General features: G+C 58.7%; 12 protein-coding genes. 7 read left to right on the forward strand and 5 right to left on the reverse strand.

Going from position 1 to position 16781, the window contains the following annotated elements; translation table 11 throughout:
* Window positions 1-10: 10 nt before the first annotated feature.
* The 5 genes from pyrR to gshB form a co-directional block, all read right to left on the reverse strand.
* Window positions 11-517, reverse strand: a complete 507-nt coding sequence (pyrR, locus tag FEZ62_RS00630; protein ID WP_069902454.1) for a bifunctional pyr operon transcriptional regulator/uracil phosphoribosyltransferase PyrR — start codon at window positions 515-517, stop codon at window positions 11-13.
* A gap of 27 nt (window positions 518-544) precedes the next feature.
* Entirely contained in the window at window positions 545-982 is a 438-nt protein-coding gene (ruvX, locus tag FEZ62_RS00635) for a Holliday junction resolvase RuvX (protein ID WP_069902455.1), read from the reverse strand.
* A complete protein-coding gene (locus FEZ62_RS00640; RefSeq protein WP_069902456.1) occupies window positions 982-1551 on the reverse strand; it encodes a YqgE/AlgH family protein in 570 nt (189 codons plus the stop codon). Before FEZ62_RS00640 ends, ruvX begins: the two co-directional genes overlap by 1 nt.
* A 206-nt stretch (window positions 1552-1757) precedes the next feature.
* Window positions 1758-2654, reverse strand: coding sequence for an energy transducer TonB (locus FEZ62_RS00645; RefSeq protein ID WP_172926546.1), 897 nt, complete (start codon window positions 2652-2654; stop codon window positions 1758-1760).
* A gap of 102 nt (window positions 2655-2756) precedes the next feature.
* A complete protein-coding gene (gshB, locus tag FEZ62_RS00650; RefSeq protein WP_069902457.1) occupies window positions 2757-3713 on the reverse strand; it encodes a glutathione synthase in 957 nt (318 codons plus the stop codon).
* Window positions 3714-3951: 238 nt separating this feature from the next.
* Between gshB and pilG the strand changes: the two genes are divergently transcribed.
* The 7 genes from pilG (at window position 3952) to FEZ62_RS00685 (ending at window position 16770) form a co-directional block, all read left to right on the forward strand.
* Entirely contained in the window at window positions 3952-4359 is a 408-nt protein-coding gene (gene pilG / locus FEZ62_RS00655; protein ID WP_069902458.1) for a twitching motility response regulator PilG, read from the forward strand.
* A 47-nt stretch (window positions 4360-4406) separates the two neighbouring features.
* Window positions 4407-4772: a twitching motility response regulator PilH gene (pilH, locus tag FEZ62_RS00660; RefSeq protein WP_090513799.1), complete on the forward strand. Its 366-nt coding sequence runs from the start codon at window positions 4407-4409 to the stop codon at window positions 4770-4772.
* 44 nt (window positions 4773-4816) lie between these two features.
* Window positions 4817-5347, forward strand: a complete 531-nt coding sequence (locus tag FEZ62_RS00665; RefSeq protein WP_069902460.1) for a chemotaxis protein CheW — start codon at window positions 4817-4819, stop codon at window positions 5345-5347.
* An 85-nt stretch (window positions 5348-5432) separates the two neighbouring features.
* Window positions 5433-7478 (forward strand): methyl-accepting chemotaxis protein, encoded by a 2046-nt coding sequence (locus tag FEZ62_RS00670; protein WP_172926487.1) that lies wholly within the window; start codon window positions 5433-5435, stop codon window positions 7476-7478.
* Window positions 7479-7528: 50 nt separating this feature from the next.
* Window positions 7529-8386, forward strand: a complete 858-nt coding sequence (locus FEZ62_RS00675) for a CheR family methyltransferase (RefSeq protein ID WP_069902462.1) — start codon at window positions 7529-7531, stop codon at window positions 8384-8386.
* A gap of 3 nt (window positions 8387-8389) precedes the next feature.
* Window positions 8390-15754 (forward strand): hybrid sensor histidine kinase/response regulator, encoded by a 7365-nt coding sequence (locus FEZ62_RS00680; RefSeq protein ID WP_172926488.1) that lies wholly within the window; start codon window positions 8390-8392, stop codon window positions 15752-15754.
* Window positions 15751-16770: a chemotaxis protein CheB gene (locus tag FEZ62_RS00685; protein ID WP_172926489.1), complete on the forward strand. Its 1020-nt coding sequence runs from the start codon at window positions 15751-15753 to the stop codon at window positions 16768-16770. The genes FEZ62_RS00680 and FEZ62_RS00685 overlap by 4 nt, the downstream gene beginning before the upstream one ends.
* The last annotated feature ends 11 nt before the right edge of the window (window positions 16771-16781 follow it).

Below are 16781 nucleotides of genomic sequence, written 5' to 3' on the forward strand. Positions count from 1 at the left end.
CGCGGGGATCTCAGTTGGCGAGCGATTGCAGCTCGAGGTTAAGCGGTGTTGGGCCGGTCAATTTTACTCGTTGCTGCGCGGGCAGAGACAAGGTGGCGCCGACAATGTCAGGCCGGATTGGCAGGTCATGCGCGGTCAGGTCGAGCAGGCAAACCAAGGTAATACTAGCTGGACGACCGTAATCGAACAGTTCATTCATCGCCGCGCGAATGGTCCGCCCGCTCATCAGTACGTCGTCTATCAGCACCAGATGTTGACCTTCGACGTCGAACGGAAGTTCGGACGGTTTGACTTGCGGGTGCAGGCCGTTCTGGGTGAAATCGTCGCGGTAGAACGACACATCGAGAATACCCATCGGCTCAGTGCTGCCGAGGGTTTCCATGAGTGCCTGAGCAACCCAGACGCCGCCCGTGCGGATGCCGATAAAGCGCGGGGTGCTGATTTGTCGCGCATTAAGGTGGCGAATCAGCGCCGTGGCCATTTCCGGCAGCAGTTGTGCAGGTGACGGTAAATTCATATGAAGCTCCTTGATGGCCGAGCGAGCTCAGCCGCAAATATGCGCTTGCATCCAACCTTCGAGTACCAGCGCGGCTGCCAGTGCGTCGACAGGTCGTTCGCGGTAGCCGCTGTTCTGGCCTTGCTGCAGGCGTTCGCCCTTGGCGGCGTAAGTAGTCAGGCGTTCATCGTGCGTGTGTACCGGCAGATTGAAGCGGCCATTGAGGCGGCGGCCAAACTTTTCGGCGCGCTCGCTCATGTCACTGGGTGAGCCGTCCATGTTCAGCGGCAGGCCCACCACGATCGCATCGGGCTGCCATTCGCGGATCAGCGCTTCGACCTTTTGCCAGTCCGGCACGCCATTTTGCGCTTTTAGCACGCACAATTCGCGCGCCTGGCCGGTGATTGGCTGGCCAACCGCGACACCAATCTGTTTGGTGCCGTAATCAAAGCCCAGCAGCAGGCGCAGTGGTTTAGGCTCGGCCATCAGGCGTGTCCAGCTTGCGAGGTGAGCAGGCTCAGGTTGACCCCGAGGTGCGCCGCCGCAGCATCAAGGCGCTGATCGTAAGGCATGTCGAACAGGATGCCGGCATCAGCCGGGCACGTCAGCCAGGCGTTGTCGGCCAGTTCGGCCTCAAGCTGGCCTGCTTCCCAGCCGGCGTAGCCCAGGGTAATCAGGTATTTGTCGGGGCCGGTTCCGGCGGCAATCGCAAACAGCACGTCTTGCGAGGTGGTCAGGCCCAGCTCACCGAGGTCGAGAGTGGCCTGAAAGTTCAGGCCTACAGGGTGCAGAACGAAGCCGCGGTCTGTCTGTACCGGGCCGCCAGTGAAAATCGGCAGGCTTTGGCAGAGTGCCGGCGGCTCTTTATCCGGGCTCAATTGCTCAAGCACGTCGGCCAGATTCAGGCCGCTCGGACGGTTAATCACCAGGCCCATTGCACCTTGGTCGTTATGATCGACCAGATACGTGACGGTCTGCGCGAAATTGGGATCGCCCATGTGCGGCATGGCGATCAGGAAGTGGTGCTTGAGATTGCTTGGGCTGGCGTCTTTCATGGGCGTTAGCTTAATACTTGAGCGTGAAGGCTGGAAGCACAACAAACCTCAGAGCCGCTACTGCGCGAGGGATTGCGGCGTTGCGCCGCGGCTTAAGCGGCTCAGTCAGCGGTTTAACGCTGAGCGCAGGCCCGGTCGAGCGGCGCGAGTTTTCGCCTGCTCGACCGTCGCGCATCAGGGTTCTTGTGACGGTTAGCGGTTCGCGGCTAGTTGCTCTGCAACCGGTCGCCTTTCTCGAAGCGCCAGGTGCGGATAATTTCCAGCCGGTCGATGTCGATCAGGTCGCCGCTGAACGGTGCAAAGGGCGCGGCCAAGCGAACGATGCGCATGGCGGCCTTGTCGAGCGTCGGTTGGCCGGATGATTCCAGTACCAGCACCTCGTAGAGCGAGCCGTCACGGTTGATCGAGACCAGCAAGCGCAGGCTGCCGTAAATGCGCTTGCGCCGTGCATCGTCCGGGTAGTTCAGGTTGCCAATGCGCTCGACCTTCTTGCGCCACTGATCCTTGTACCAGGCGCCTTTGTCGCGCATGGTCGAGGCGGCGTTAAGGCGCAGAATCTTCGGGCGCTTGGCGTAGGCCTGAACTTCGTTGGCCAGATCCGCTTCGAGGCTGGCAATTTCCGAGGACAATTGTTCGCGGTCAAAGCTTGGTGCCGGCTCGTGGCTGGGCGCCGGTTTGGGCTTTTCACGTTTGACAGGGGTTTTCTGCGGCTGCGGCTTCACCGTGGCGACCGCTGCCTTTGGCGCCTCTTTCGGTGCCGGTGGCGGCTTGGCCACGGTTTTCGGCTGCACCTTATTAACCTTGGTGTCCTGGAAAGGCGCCTTTTCGGTGGTTTTCGGCGCGGCCTTGTGTTCCAGCGTGCCGCTGCCTTGCTGATTGTCCTGGGCGAGGAAGTCCGCCTCTTTGGGCTTGGTTTCGCTCTTGAAGGTTGAAAGGGTGATTTCGAGCGTTTTGCTCAGGGTTTCAGGCTCGACCACCGTGAAACCGACCCCGAGGATCACCGCGATATGCAGCACCGCTGCCAGAAAAAGGGTAAAGCCCAGCCGGTCTGCCGGGCTGGCGCCGGCAGGTGGGAGGCTGGGAATCGGGTCGGTTGCTTTCATTGGCATGTGGCTTGGCTCAGAGTGCCGCGCAGTCTGCCGACTTCGCACCTCGGCCTGCAAGCCTCATGTGCAAAGGTGTTAGCTGGGTCAAGCTTGTGATGACTACTGTGTGGCATTCAGCTTCTTTGCAATCACGTCCATCAGTTGATCGGCAATGCCTGTGTTATACGCGGCATCAATTTCACGAATGCAGGTCGGGCTGGTCACGTTGATCTCTGTCAGGTAATCGCCGATCACGTCCAGGCCCACAAACAGCAAGCCTTTCTCGCGCAGTGTCGGGCCAATGGCCAGAGCAATTTCGCGGTCGCGTTCGCTCAGCGGTCTGGCCTCGCCACGACCACCGGCCGCCAGGTTGCCACGGGTCTCGCCCTGCGCGGGAATGCGCGCCAGACAATAAGGTACGGGCTCGCCGTCGATCATCAGGATGCGTTTGTCACCATCGAGAATCTGCGGGATGTAACCCTGCGCCATGATTTGCTGGGTGCCGTGAGCTGTGAGCGTCTCAAGAATGACTGAAAGGTTCGGATCACCCTCGCGGTGACGAAAAATCATCGATCCGCCCATGCCATCGAGGGGTTTGAGAATGATGTCACGCTGTTCTTTGGCAAACTCGCGCAGAATGTCGGCACGGCGGCTGACAATTGTTGGCGGTGTGAACTGGGGAAACTGCGTTGCAAAGATTTTTTCATTGCAGTCGCGTAGGCTCTGAGGACGGTTGACCACGAGGACGCCATCGGCTTCGGCTTGTTCCAGAAGATAGGTGGTGTACAGGAACTCGTTGTCGAAGGGTGGATCCTTGCGCATCAGGATGACATTAAGGTCAGCCAGCGGCAGGTCCTGCTCCTCGCCCAGTTCGAACCAATGTTCAGGGTCGTTGAATACCTGGAGTGAGCGAAGTCGGGCACGCGCCTGGCCTTTGGCCTGATAAAGGTCCTTTTGCTCCATGTAGAACAGGGACCAGCCACGCGACTCAGCGGCGAGCAGCATGGCCAGAGAGCTGTCCTTCTTGAAGGAGATCTGGGCTATAGGGTCCATGACGATGCCAAGACGAACGGTCATTTAACGGTACTCCGTGTGAGCGGTATGCGCGGGCAGAAAAAGTTGAACAAGTCGCGCCAGAGTGGCGCTGACGAGGCTGACGGTCAAGGAAAAACAGGTTGCACTGTGACGTGTGGATTGCATGAGGAAGAGTGTGCTACAAAGGCCTGACGATCGGGTTGCAGCCCGTCGGTGGCAAGCCTCAGGCACGCTGATGTAACGCAAAAATAATGACTCACCGAGGCGCTAGTAAGCAATCATGGAACAGAATTCCGAGGGTTTAAGGGTGATGGTAATTGACGACTCGAAGACGATTCGTCGAACCGCTGAGACCCTGCTGAAGAAAGTAGGTTGTGAAGTAATCACGGCTGTTGACGGGTTTGATGCCCTGGCCAAGATCGCAGATACACATCCGAGCATTATTTTTGTCGACATCATGATGCCGCGACTGGATGGTTATCAGACCTGCGCCTTGATCAAGAACAACAGTGCTTTCAAGTCCACTCCGGTGATCATGCTGTCGTCCAAAGACGGCCTGTTCGACAAGGCCAAAGGGCGCATCGTCGGCTCTGATCAATACCTGACCAAACCCTTCAGCAAAGAAGAGTTGCTTGGGGCGATCAAAGCACACGTACCGGCATTTGTTCCGGTGGATCAAGCTTCCTGACGTCCAGCCGCAAGGCTGTAGATGTCACTTTATGTATTAGGAATACCATGGCTCGAATTCTGATTGTTGATGACTCGCCGACCGAGATGTACAAACTGACTGCCATGCTCGAAAAGCATGGTCATCAGGTACTCAAGGCAGAAAATGGCGCGGATGGCGTAGCACTTGCTCGCCAGGAAAAACCCGATGCGGTGTTGATGGATATCGTCATGCCGGGCCTGAATGGCTTCCAAGCGACCCGTCAATTGACCAAGGATGCGGAAACCAGTCACATCCCTGTGATAATTGTGACTACAAAAGACCAGGAAACCGATAAGGTCTGGGGTAAGCGTCAAGGGGCCAAGGATTATCTGACCAAGCCCATTGAAGAAGACACCCTGATTAAAACGCTTGCTGCGGTATTGGCCGGTTAATTCCGTGCTGGGCTGACTATAAACAAAACAAGGCCGCGGTTTGCATGTCGGACACACCCTTCCAGCTTCTCTACCAACTTGATCAGCGTTGTCGGGCGCTGGCGGCGGGCCTGCCTTTGCAGCAAGCCCTCGTCCAGACCTGGAGTGGCATTGGCTTTCGTATGGGGGAGCGCTACTTTGTGGCGCCCATGGGCGAGGTCAGTGAAGTGCTGCACGAACCAAGACACACCCTGCTGCCCGGCGTGAAAAGCTGGGTTAAAGGTGTGGCAAACGTGCGTGGGCGGTTGTTGCCGGTTATGGATCTTTGCGCCTACTTCGGCAATGAACTGACCGCGCACCGCAAGCAGCGGCGAGTGCTGGTGGTTGAACATCAGCAAGTGTTCGCCGGCCTCACGGTCGACGAAGTGTTCGGTATGCAGCATTTTCCAGTGGATGCGTTTCGTGAAGAAATGCCGCCACTGGAAGCGACAATTCAGCCGTTTATCCACGGCGTCTTTCAGCGCGAGCAACCCTGGCTGGTGTTCAGCCCATATGCGCTGGCGCAGAGTCAGGGTTTTCTTGACGTAGCCTATTAAAAAGATTTTCGGTTGGGTCGGCTTTGCCGGCCTTTTGGCGTTACATGGGAACCGTAGTGCGGTAGGTCCAGGCGGGGGCCAGATAATGAAAAAACAAAACACAGGCAATTTATTGGCGGGTACACGCAGCAGTACATTGATTGCAGGGCTGTTTATCGTCCTGATCGTCTCAATCGTGCTGTTGTTTGCCAACTTCGCATACCTCAACACTCAGGCCAACTACGACACTGAGTACATCAGTGACTCGGGTGAGCTACGGGTTCTTTCGCAACGTATCGCCAAGAACGCCACCGAAGCGGCGGCGGGTACACCGGCTGCGTTCGGTTTGCTGCGCGATGCACGCAACGACTTCTCCAAGCGCTGGAGCAACCTGACTGACGGTAACGCCGAGACCGGCCTGCCTCCAGCACCGGAAGCGGTCGCCGGGCAGATGGCGGCTGTGCAGCAGGATTGGGACACGCTGAAGAAAAACACCGACGCCATTCTGGCCAGCGAACAGACAGTACTGTCGCTGCACCAGGTAGCGGCCACGTTGGCCCAAACCATTCCGCAGTTGCAGGTTGAGTACGAAGAAGTCGTCGACATTCTTCTGCAAAGCGGCGCACCGGCGGCTCAGGTTTCGGTCGCTCAGCGTCAGTCGCTGTTGGCAGAACGTATTCTCGGTTCGGTTAACAAGGTACTGGCCGGTGATGCCGACTCGGTACAAGCCGCCGACATGTTCGGCCGTGACGCCAGCCTGTTCGGTCGCGTATTGAAAGCCATGACCGACGGCAACCAGGCCATGGAAATCACCCGGGTTAGCGACCGTGAAGCATTGGATCGTCTTGGTGAGATTTCTGAGCTGTTCGAGTTCGTTTCCGGTTCGGTGGATGAGATTCTCGAAACCTCGCCAGAACTGTTCCAGGTTCGTGAATCGGCCAACACCATCTTCAGCGGTTCGCAAACCCTGCTCGATAAGGCATCCGACCTGTCGCAAGGCTTCAACAACCTGCAGAGCGCCCGTTCGCTCAATACTCTGATCGGTTATGTGCTGGGTGCTCTGGCACTGGGCTCGATCATCTTGATCGGTATCGTCATGGTTCGCTCGACCAACCAGCGACTGGCTGAAACCGCCGAGAAAAACGAACGTAACCAGGCGGCGATTTTGCGTCTTCTCGACGAAATTGCTGACCTCGCAGACGGTGACTTGACGGTAGCGGCAACGGTAACCGAAGACTTTACCGGTGCGATTGCCGACTCCATCAACTACTCGATCGACCAACTGCGTGACCTGGTAGCAACCATCAACCTGACCGCCGTTCAGGTAGCCGGTGCTGCTCAGGAAACCCAGTCGACAGCCATGCATCTGGCTGAAGCATCCGAACACCAGGCGCAGGAAATTGCCGGTGCATCGGCGGCGATCAACGAGATGGCGGTGTCGATTGACCAGGTATCGGCTAACGCCTCCGAATCTTCTGCGGTAGCGGAACGTTCGGTAGCCATCGCCAACAAGGGTAACGAGGTGGTGCACAACACCATCACCGGCATGGATAACATCCGTGAGCAGATCCAGGACACCTCGAAGCGTATTAAGCGCCTCGGTGAATCGTCCCAGGAGATTGGTGACATCGTTAGCCTGATTAACGACATTGCCGACCAGACCAACATTCTCGCCCTTAACGCTGCAATTCAGGCCTCCATGGCCGGTGATGCAGGCCGAGGCTTCGCCGTAGTAGCGGACGAAGTACAGCGACTGGCGGAACGTTCATCGGCTGCAACCAAGCAGATCGAGGCACTGGTTAAGACCATTCAGACCGACACCAACGAGGCTGTTATCTCGATGGAGCAAACCACGTCTGAAGTGGTACGTGGAGCACACCTGGCGCAAGACGCCGGTGTGGCACTGGAAGAGATTGAGAAAGTATCCAAGACCCTCGCGGCCTTGATTCAGAACATCTCCAACGCTGCCCGCCAGCAGGCTTCTTCGGCGGGTCATATCTCCAACACCATGAACGTGATTCAAGAGATCACCTCGCAGACCTCGTCCGGTACCACGGCTACTGCTAAGAGCATTGGTAATCTGGCGAAGATGGCCAGTGAGATGCGTAACTCGGTTTCTGGCTTCACCCTGCCAGAAGGTGAAGAGGTATAAGCCTCGACCGAACCGGGTATCGGTGCAGCCCTATGAGCGAGAGCCACGTCATGCAGTCACGTGTCTGGTCCTTACAACCCTTGGCGGATATGACCGCCAAGGAGTTTCAAGACTGGCAGGCTTTGCTGGAAGAGCGGGTTGGCATTGTTCTTAACGAGCAGCGCCGATCCTTCCTGCAGACCAATCTCGCGACGCGCATGCGTGAAGTGGGTGTGGCTGATTATGCGACCTATTATCAGCAGGTTACGGATGGACCGCGCGGCGCAGTCGAGTGGTCGCATTTGCTCGATCGGCTGACTGTTCAGGAAACCCGTTTCTTTCGTCACCCGGCGTCTTTTGCGACGCTCGAAAGCTATTTGCAGCAGCGTCAATCGGCAGGTCTGAACAAACCACTGGACTTGTGGAGTGTCGGTTGCTCGAGTGGTGAAGAAGCCTATTCGATGGCGATGGTGGCCAGCCAGGTGTTGAGTGGCACGGAGCAGGCCGGACAGTTTGCTGTGACGGCTACTGATATCAGCATGAGTGCGCTGGCCAAGGCGCGTGAGGCGGTTTATTCGGCGCGCCGGCTTGAGCAGGTAAGCACTGAGTTGCGTGAGCAGTTTTTCACGACCGAGGCAGAGGGTCGTTACAAAGTTATCCCGGCACTGGCGGCAAGGGTGTGCAGCGCCCGGCTCAATGTGCTGGACCTGGCGAAAGCGCCAATGTCTGGAATGGACGTCATTTTTTGCCAGAACTTATTGATCTATTTTCGTCGCTGGCGCCGTCGCGAGATTCTTAATCGACTCGTGGAGTGCCTGGCACCCGGTGGTTTGTTAGTGATTGGTGTAGGCGAAATGCTTGATTGGCAGCACGCAGATTTGCAGGCGCTGGCCGATGAGCGAGTTTTGGCATTTACCCGTAGAGCCTAATTTATGAGTGATCGGCACGACTATGTTGCCCTGGAATGGGTAAAAGGCGAAATCGCAGAAACCCTCAAGCAGGCCCGTCAGGCCCTTGAAGGTTATGTCGAGAATCCGCAGGACCCCACGCGGATGCGCTTCTGCCTGACCTATATCCATCAGGTGCAGGGCACCTTGCAGATGGTCGAATTCTACGGTGCAGCGTTGCTCGCCGAAGAAATGGAGCAGCTCGCCCGGGCATTGATGGACGGTCGTGCAAGCAATCAGGGCGAAGCCCTTGAAGTGCTGATGCAGGCTATTTTGCAGCTGCCGGTTTACCTCGACCGCATCCAGACGGCTCGCCGCGATCTGCCAGCCGTAGTATTGCCATTACTCAACGATTTGCGTTCGGCACGCGGCGAGAAGCTGCTGTCGGAAACCAGCCTGTTTGCCCCCGACCTGTCGACCCACGTCCAGCCGCTCTCTGCGCAGGCGCTGGCGGCGATCGACTCCGGTGAATTCACTCAATTGCTGCGCAAGTTACGGCAGATGTTGCAGTTGGCACTGGTCGGGGTTTTCCGCGATCAGGACATGCCAACCAACCTGGGTTACATGGCGCGGGTTTTTGCCCGCCTCGAAGTGCTCTGCAAGGATTCCCCGCTGGGTGATCTCTGGCCCATCGCCTCGGCAGTGGTCGAAGGTCTGGCCAGCGGCGACATCAGCAATGGCTCGTCGGCGCGCATGTTGTTGCGTGAAGTCGACAAAGAGCTCAAGCGTCTCTTCGAAGAAGGGCCGGCCGGGATGAATCAGGCGGCGCCTGATGAGCTGACCAAGAATTTGCTGTTCTATGTGGCCAAGATCCAGCCCAACGCGGCACTTGGCGCCGCCCCGCGGGCGGATACACCAAAGATCAATGCGGTTAAATCGCGCTATGGTCTTAGCGACGCATTCCCGGATACCGCCACGGTGGATCAGGAACGGGCGATTCTGGCAGGCCCAGATCGTGACGCCATGCGTTCGGTGGTGGGCGCGTTGTGTGAAGAGCTGGTGCGGGTCAAAGACAGCCTCGATCTGTTTGTGCGCAGCGACCGTGCACAGGTCGGCGAGCTTGTCAGCCTCAAGCCTGCGCTCAAGCAGGTAGCCGACACCTTGGCCGTGCTTGGCTTTGGCCAGCCGCGAAAAGTCATCATTGATCAGATTGAAGTGATCGAAGCGCTTGCGCAGGGCAGCCGCGCGCCCAGCGATCCGGTGTTGATGGATGTGGCGGGTGCGCTGCTCTACGTCGAGGCTACGCTCTCGGGCATGGTCGGGCCCAGCAACGAAACACTCAACGAGACCAGCCAGTTACCGGTTAACGATATCGGCCAGATTCATCAGGTCGTCATCAAGGAAGCACGCAACGCGCTGGAACAAGCCAAAGACGCGATCATCGAATTTATCGCCTCGCAGTGGAACCATGAATATCTTGCGCGCGTGCCCGAGCTGTTGAATCAGGCGCGTGGTGCGCTTTCGATGATCCCGCTGGACCGTGCTGCGCAGTTGTTGAGCGCCTGCAATCAATACATCGAAGAGCAACTGCTGGCGCGCAAGAACGTGCCCAACTGGCAGGATCTCGACACCCTGGCCGACGCCATCACCAGCGTCGAATACTACCTTGAGCGCCTGAATGATGATCACTCGACCCAGGGTGAGCTGATTCTGGATGTCGCCGAGGAAAGCCTGCAATCGCTGGGCTACTCGCTCGGCACGCCATTGCCAGTTGCCCAGGCGTATGCGGCGGAGATCACGCCGGATGCCGCGTGGCTCAACCCGCTTGATGAAATTGAGGTGCTCAACGAGGCGGATGATCAGCCGCTGGAGAGTGATGAGAGCGAGTTGCTGCTCGATGAACCTGTCGCGCCAACTGAAGAGCTTATCGAGCTGAGCGGGTTTGAAACACTTGAAGAGCTGGACCTGAGCGACATCGAGCTGCCTGCTTCGGAGGAGGAAGGCTTCTCCCTGCCGGTGCTGGAACTCGATGAACAGCCGCTGCCGCTCGATGAGTCTCAGCCGCTGAGCATTGATCAATTCGATAATCCGCTGCAGTGGGATGAAGCCGAGCTGGCTTCTATGCAACTGCCGGATGTGCAGCTGCCACGCGCACCGCAACCAGCAGACGAAGCGCCGGATAGCGAGAAAACCGTCACCATGGCGGATGTCTTGGCTACTCCGACGCAGGCCATCAACCCGCCGGCGTCCGATATCCCGCTGAGCCTGTTGGCGCCGCCCGCCGATGAAGAGCCTGTTGATGAAGAGTTGCTGGAAGTCTTCATCGAAGAAGCTGGCGAGGTGCTGGAAACCATCGCCGAGTACCTGCCCAAGTGGCAAGCCGACAGCAATGACAGCGAGGCGCTGGCTGAATTGCGCCGGGCTTTCCATACGCTCAAAGGCAGCGGCCGCATGGTTCGCGCGTTGGTCATTGGCGAGTTGGCCTGGTCGATTGAAAACATGCTCAATCGCGTGCTCGACCGCAGCATTGAACCGAACAAAGACGTACAGCAGGCCGTGGTCAGCGTTGTTGAGGTGATGCCCGAACTGGTCGGCGAGTTTGCCGACAGGCGCCAACGTCAGCGCGACGATGTGGATGCGCTGGCCGCCAACGCACACGCACTGGCGAAAGGCTTGCCTGCGCTGATTCAAGATATAGAACTGACGCCGCCGGCGGAAACCGCTGCCGATCAGCCTGCAGTCGTTGACGCTGAGGAAGATTCGCAAGACGCCCCTGAGTTTGATCTGCAGGAAATTGAGCTGGATGCCTCCAGCGCGCCAATGCCTGAGCAAGCTGAGCCGGACGAGCAGGCCGCATCCCGCGCGGAAGCTCTCGATCCGCAATTGCTCGAAATATTCCGCAACGAGGCGCAAGCGCATCTCGACACCTTGGAGCAGTTCCTCGCCGATTGCGCGCGTGAAGTGCCGCAGCCGGTGACAGATGACTTGCAGCGCGCCATGCACACGCTCAAGGGCAGCTCCTACATGGCAGGCATTCTGCCAGTGGCGGAGATTGCCGCGCCGCTTGAGAAAATGCTCAAAGAGTTCAAGGTCAATCTGATCGAACTGGACATGGCCGATGCCGAGTTGCTGACCCGCGCGGGCGAACTGTTCCGGCTCGGTCTGGCGCAACTCGACAGCGATCCGCTGGCCGAATTGCCGGGTGCCGCTGAGTTCATCGAACGTGCTCAGCAACTGCATCAGGAACGCCTGAATGCGGCGCAACTCAACCAACCGACTTCGGCGGAAGGTGAGACGCGTGATCCGCAGTTGATCAATATCTTCCTCGCGGAAGGTATGGACATCCTCATGGATGCCGAGAAGCTGTTGCAGCGCTGGCGCGAACACCCGGCCGAGCGTCAGGAGCTGACAGCTCTGCTGGATGAGTTGACCACGCTGGGCCGTGGCGCCGAAATGGCAGAACTGCCGCAGATAGATGAACTCTGTGAAGCCCTGCTGGATCTGTACGGCGCGGTGGAAGAGAGCAGCCTTGCTGTGAGCGAGCGCTTCTTCTGCGAGGCCGAACAGGCCCACGAAGCGCTGATGAATATGATGGATCAAGTCGCGGCTGGCTTGCAGGTCAGCAGTGAGCCGCAGCGTGTTGCAGCGCTGCGTGAATTGCTCAATGAAGGCCTGAGCCCGGATGCCATCGGCTTGGTTTCGCCAGCGGGCGAGCAGGGCGCACAGGTGATAGAGCTGGACACCGCGACCCGCGACCTCGCCGACTTGCAAGAGCAAGAGCAAGAGCAAGAGCAAGAGCAAGAGCAAGAGCAAGAGCAAGAGCAAGAGCAAGAGCAAGAGCAAGAGCAAGAGCAAGAGCAAGAGCCAGCCAGCGTGGCGCAAGCGCCGGTTGAAGCGGTTGCAGACGCCAGCATGCTCGATGACGAGATGGTCGAGATCTTCCTCGAAGAGGCGCAAGACCTGCTGGAAAGTGCCAGCCAGTCACTGCAAACGTGCCTCACCGAAGGGCCGGACAAAGATGTGCTCGGCTCATTGCAGCGCGATTTACACACCCTTAAAGGCGGCGCGCGGATGGCGCAGATCGCCCCGATCGGTGATCTCGCCCACGAGCTTGAGTTCATCTACGAAGGCATGCTCGACGGCCGTTTCAGCTACTCGAAAACCCTTGATGAACTGCTCACGCAGTGCCATGACCGCTTGCAGCAGTTGGTTGATCAACTGCAAACCCGCGCGCCAATGTCTCAGCCAGACGCGCTGATCGAGGCCTTGCAGAATTACCGTTCAGGCACCACGCCAGAAGCGCCTGAATCGCCTGTGCAAGATGATCAAGACCCAGTAACTCCTGATGTGCAGGTTTCGGACGTGGAAGTGATGGGCGCCACTGCGTCGGGCGTCGATACGTTGGGCGCCATTGCGTCGGGCGTCGAAACGTCGGGCGCGGATGCGATGGGCGCCACTGCGTCGGACGTCACCGCGCCGATCGCCGAAACACCGGATGAACCAGCCCCGGCGCCTGAACCGCAATATCCGGCATCGGCTAACACCGTGACGCTCGACCCTGATCAGGACAGCGAACTGGTCGAAATCTTCCTCGAGGAAGGCTTCGACATCATGGACAGCGCCGGTGCCTCGCTGCAGGACTGGATGAGCCAGCCAGATAACAGCCTGGCGCTGGAGTCGCTGCAACGTGATCTGCACACCCTCAAAGGGGGCGCGCGGATGGCAGAGATCAGCCCAGTTGGCGATCTCGCCCACGAACTTGAATTCCTTTATGAAGGCCTCGCCGGTGGTCAGCTACGCGGCAGTGAAGGGCTGGTAGGTCTGCTGCAGAGCTGCCATGACTCACTCTCGGACATGCTTGAAGCCGTGCGTGAACAACGGCCGGTGCCGGATGGCTTGCAGCTGATCGCCGCTATCAAGCAATACCGCAGCAATCCGGATGAGCAGTTCAGCGTGCCGTCTGCGATAAAGCTCACACCGCAAGCACCGCAAACACCGCAGCCAGTTCCGGCGGGCGAGAGCGACGATATCCTCGATATCTTCCTCGAAGAGGCGGACGACCTGCTGGAAAACATGAGCGAGGCGATTGCCCGTTGGGACGGTGGCCGTGATATCAGCGCCTCGATCGACGATGTCATGCGTATCCTGCACACCCTCAAAGGGGGCGCGCGGCTTGCCGGTCAGGCCGCATTAGGCAATCTGGCTCATGATCTCGAACAGCATTTGAGTGATGCGCAGCAGCAAGGCGAGCCGTGGCCCGAGAGTCTGTTGATTGATGCTCAGTCCGGCTTCGATGGCTTGCAGGCCGAGGTCGAGCAGTTGCGCAGTCAGCTCGATCAAGCGGATCAGGTCAACAATCCGCCAAGCCAGCCTGTTGCGCCTTCGAGTCCGGCGCAGGACGCGGTAGATCTGCCAATAGTGGCTGTAAGTAAGCTCAAGACCGAGCCGGCACCTGCATCCGTCTTGCCATTTGTGCGTCGCAGCCAGCAGGCCGCGCTTGAAGAAACTTCGCGGCGAGCGCCACAGGAGTTCGTCAAGGTTCCGGCCGATCTGTTGGAACAGTTGGTCAACCTGGCCGGTGAAACCTCGATTTTCCGTGGTCGGGTAGAGCAGCAAGTCAGCGATTTCAGTTTCACCCTGAGCGAGATGGACGCAACCATCGACCGGGTGCGCGATCAGTTGCGGCGTCTGGATACAGAAACCCAGGCGCAAATCATCAGTCGTTATCAGGTAGATGCAGAGCGTTCCGGTTACGAAGATTTCGACCCGCTGGAAATGGACCGCTATTCGCAGTTGCAGCAGCTTTCACGGGCTCTGTTCGAGTCGGCATCCGACTTGCTCGACCTCAAGGAAACGCTGGCGCAACGTACCCGTGACGCTGAAACGCTGCTGTTGCAGCAGGCGCGGGTTAACACCGAATTGCAGGAAGGCCTGATGCGTACGCGCATGGTGCCGTTCGACCGTCTGGTGCCACGTTTGCGGCGCATTGTGCGGCAGGTGTCTGGCGAGCTGGGCAAACAGGTCGAGTTCATTGTGGGTAACGCCGACGGTGAAATGGACCGTACCGTGCTTGAGCGCATCGTTGCGCCGTTGGAGCACATGCTGCGCAACGCCGTTGACCACGGTGTCGAGACGGTTGAGAAACGTCGGGCGGCTGGCAAGAGCAAGCAGGGCACAATTCGTTTGAATCTGGCCCGCGAGGGTGGCGATATTGTCATTAGCTTGTCTGATGACGGCGCCGGTATCCAGTTGCCAGCGGTCAAGCGCAAGGCTGTCGAGCGCGGCCTGATGGACGAGGATGCTGACCTCAGCGATTACGAAATACTGCAGTTCATCCTCGAGCCGGGTTTCACCACGGCCGAGCGCGTCACGCAGATTTCCGGTCGTGGCGTGGGCATGGATGTGGTGCATTCCGAGGTGAAACAACTGGGCGGCTCGATGAGCATCGAGTCCACCCTCGGTGTGGGCTCCACCTTCCTGATTCGCCTGCCATTCACCGTGTCGGTTAACCGCGCGCTGATGGTGCTGTCCGGCGAAGACCTGTACGCCGTGCCGCTGAACACCATTGAGGGCATCGTGCGGGTTTCGCCTTACGAGCTGGAAGCCTACTACGCCCCGGATGCGCCACGTTTCGAGTACGCCGGGCAGGCGTATCAGTTGCGCTACATCGGTGACCTGCTGAATAACGGTCAGCAACCGAAGCTGGTCGGCCAGAGCCTGCCGCTGCCAGTGATTCTGGTGCGCTCCAACGAGCACGCGGTCGCGATTCAGGTTGACTCGCTGGCGGGCTCACGGGAAATCGTGGTGAAGAGCCTCGGGGCTCAATTCGCCGGGGTTCACGGAATTTCCGGTGCCACCATTCTCGGTGATGGCCGCGTGGTGGTGATTCTCGATCTGCTGGCGACTATCCGTGCGTTGCACGCGCATCAGCTGAGTAACTCGCCGCGTCGCGTCAGCCAGGTGTTGAGCGCCGAAGAGATAGAGAGCGAGCGGCCGACATTGGTCATGGTGGTCGACGATTCAATCACCGTGCGCAAAGTTACCAGCCGTCTGCTGGAACGCAATGGCATGAACGTGTTTACCGCCAAAGACGGCGTCGACGCGATTTCGCTGCTGCAAGAACGCAAGCCGGATATCCTGCTGCTGGATATCGAAATGCCGCGCATGGATGGCTTCGAGGTCGCCACGCTGGTGCGTCACGACCCGCGCCTGCAGGATTTACCGATTATCATGATTACCTCGCGTACGGGTGACAAACACCGTGAGCGAGCGCTTGGCCTTGGGGTGAACGAATACCTCGGCAAGCCCTATCAGGAGTCTGTGTTGCTGGAGCATATCCAGCGCCTGGCAGGTGACCGGTCGCAGACCGGCCGGGGTGCCATTGATAACGTTACGGATATGCTGACATGACCGGACAACCTTCCGCACGGATAGCGGTAATCGCCGACACCTCGCTGCAACGCCATGTGCTGCAACAAGCACTCACCGGCTTCGGCTATCAGGTCGTGCTCAACAGTGACCCGGCCAAGCTGGACGATGCGGCGCTGGCCGCGTGCGAGGCGGATTTGTGGCTGGTTGATCTGGCGCAGACCGAAGACTCACCGCTGGTTGACGATTTGCTGGAACGCACCGAAGCGCCGGTGTTGTTCGGTGAAGGTCATGCGCCGGAGCGTCACAGCGATAACTACCCGCGCTGGGAGCGTCTGCTGTTCGGCAAGTTGCAAAAACTGGTCGGCAACCCTTCGCAAGGTGTTGGCAATGATTTGCAGGCCTTGCTTGAAGACAGTCCGCGTCCGGCCCGGCTGGAGTTACCCAAAGCCTTGGCGAGCACGCCGCTGCAAGTCGGTGAGCCCGCGCAGCAAGTCTGGCTGCTGGCAGCATCGCTGGGTGGCCCGGAAGCGGTTAAAGCCTTTCTTGATGCATTGCCCGGCGGTTTGCCTGTGGCATTTCTTTACGCACAACACATTGATCCAAGTTTTGAATCGGTGCTGCCGCAAGCGGTTGGCCGGCATAGCCAGTGGCGGGTCACCAATGCCCGCCACGGCGATTCACTGCGTTGCGGCGAGGTGGTTGTGGTGCCCATCAAGCATGAGCTGAGCTTCGCGGCGGATGGCAGCATGGATATCACGTCACGCAGTTGGCCTGAACCGTACAGCCCGTCGATCGACCAGATGATGCTCAATCTGGCCGGGCAATATGCGGCGTTGAGCGGCGCCATCGTATTCAGTGGTATGGGCAGCGATGGCAGTGCCGCGGCTGCGTACATGCAGCGTCAGGGCGGTTTGATCTGGACGCAGCGCGGCGACAGTTGTGTGTGCCCGAGCATGCCGGACAGCCTGCGCGAAGCCGGTTACAGCAAACTCAGCGCCTCTCCGCGTGAGTTGGCCAGCGCGCTGGTGGACCATCTGGCCGAGCAATGCAGTTAATCTGGGCCTGA

It is taken from the genome of Pseudomonas sp. MS19 (assembly GCF_013277615.1).
GTDB lineage: Bacteria > Pseudomonadota > Gammaproteobacteria > Pseudomonadales > Pseudomonadaceae > Aquipseudomonas > Aquipseudomonas marincola.

Bases quoted from the DNA above. Each gene is read 5' to 3' on its own strand.
- FEZ62_RS00675 (WP_069902462.1), top strand. From the start codon at position 7,529: ATGCAGTCACGTGTCTGGTCCTTACAACCCTTGGCGGATATGACCGCC.
- FEZ62_RS00670 (WP_172926487.1), top strand. From the start codon at position 5,433: ATGAAAAAACAAAACACAGGCAATTTATTGGCGGGTACACGCAGCAGT.
- ruvX (WP_069902455.1), bottom strand. From the start codon at position 982: ATGGCCGAGCCTAAACCACTGCGCCTGCTGCTGGGCTTTGATTACGGC.
- gshB (WP_069902457.1), bottom strand. From the start codon at position 3,713: ATGACCGTTCGTCTTGGCATCGTCATGGACCCTATAGCCCAGATCTCC.
- pilH (WP_090513799.1), top strand. From the start codon at position 4,407: ATGGCTCGAATTCTGATTGTTGATGACTCGCCGACCGAGATGTACAAA.
- FEZ62_RS00640 (WP_069902456.1), bottom strand. From the start codon at position 1,551: ATGAAAGACGCCAGCCCAAGCAATCTCAAGCACCACTTCCTGATCGCC.
- FEZ62_RS00645 (WP_172926546.1), bottom strand. From the start codon at position 2,654: ATGAAAGCAACCGACCCGATTCCCAGCCTCCCACCTGCCGGCGCCAGC.
- FEZ62_RS00680 (WP_172926488.1), top strand. From the start codon at position 8,390: ATGAGTGATCGGCACGACTATGTTGCCCTGGAATGGGTAAAAGGCGAA.
- FEZ62_RS00685 (WP_172926489.1), top strand. From the start codon at position 15,751: ATGACCGGACAACCTTCCGCACGGATAGCGGTAATCGCCGACACCTCG.
- pyrR (WP_069902454.1), bottom strand. From the start codon at position 517: ATGAATTTACCGTCACCTGCACAACTGCTGCCGGAAATGGCCACGGCG.
- FEZ62_RS00665 (WP_069902460.1), top strand. From the start codon at position 4,817: ATGTCGGACACACCCTTCCAGCTTCTCTACCAACTTGATCAGCGTTGT.
- pilG (WP_069902458.1), top strand. From the start codon at position 3,952: ATGGAACAGAATTCCGAGGGTTTAAGGGTGATGGTAATTGACGACTCG.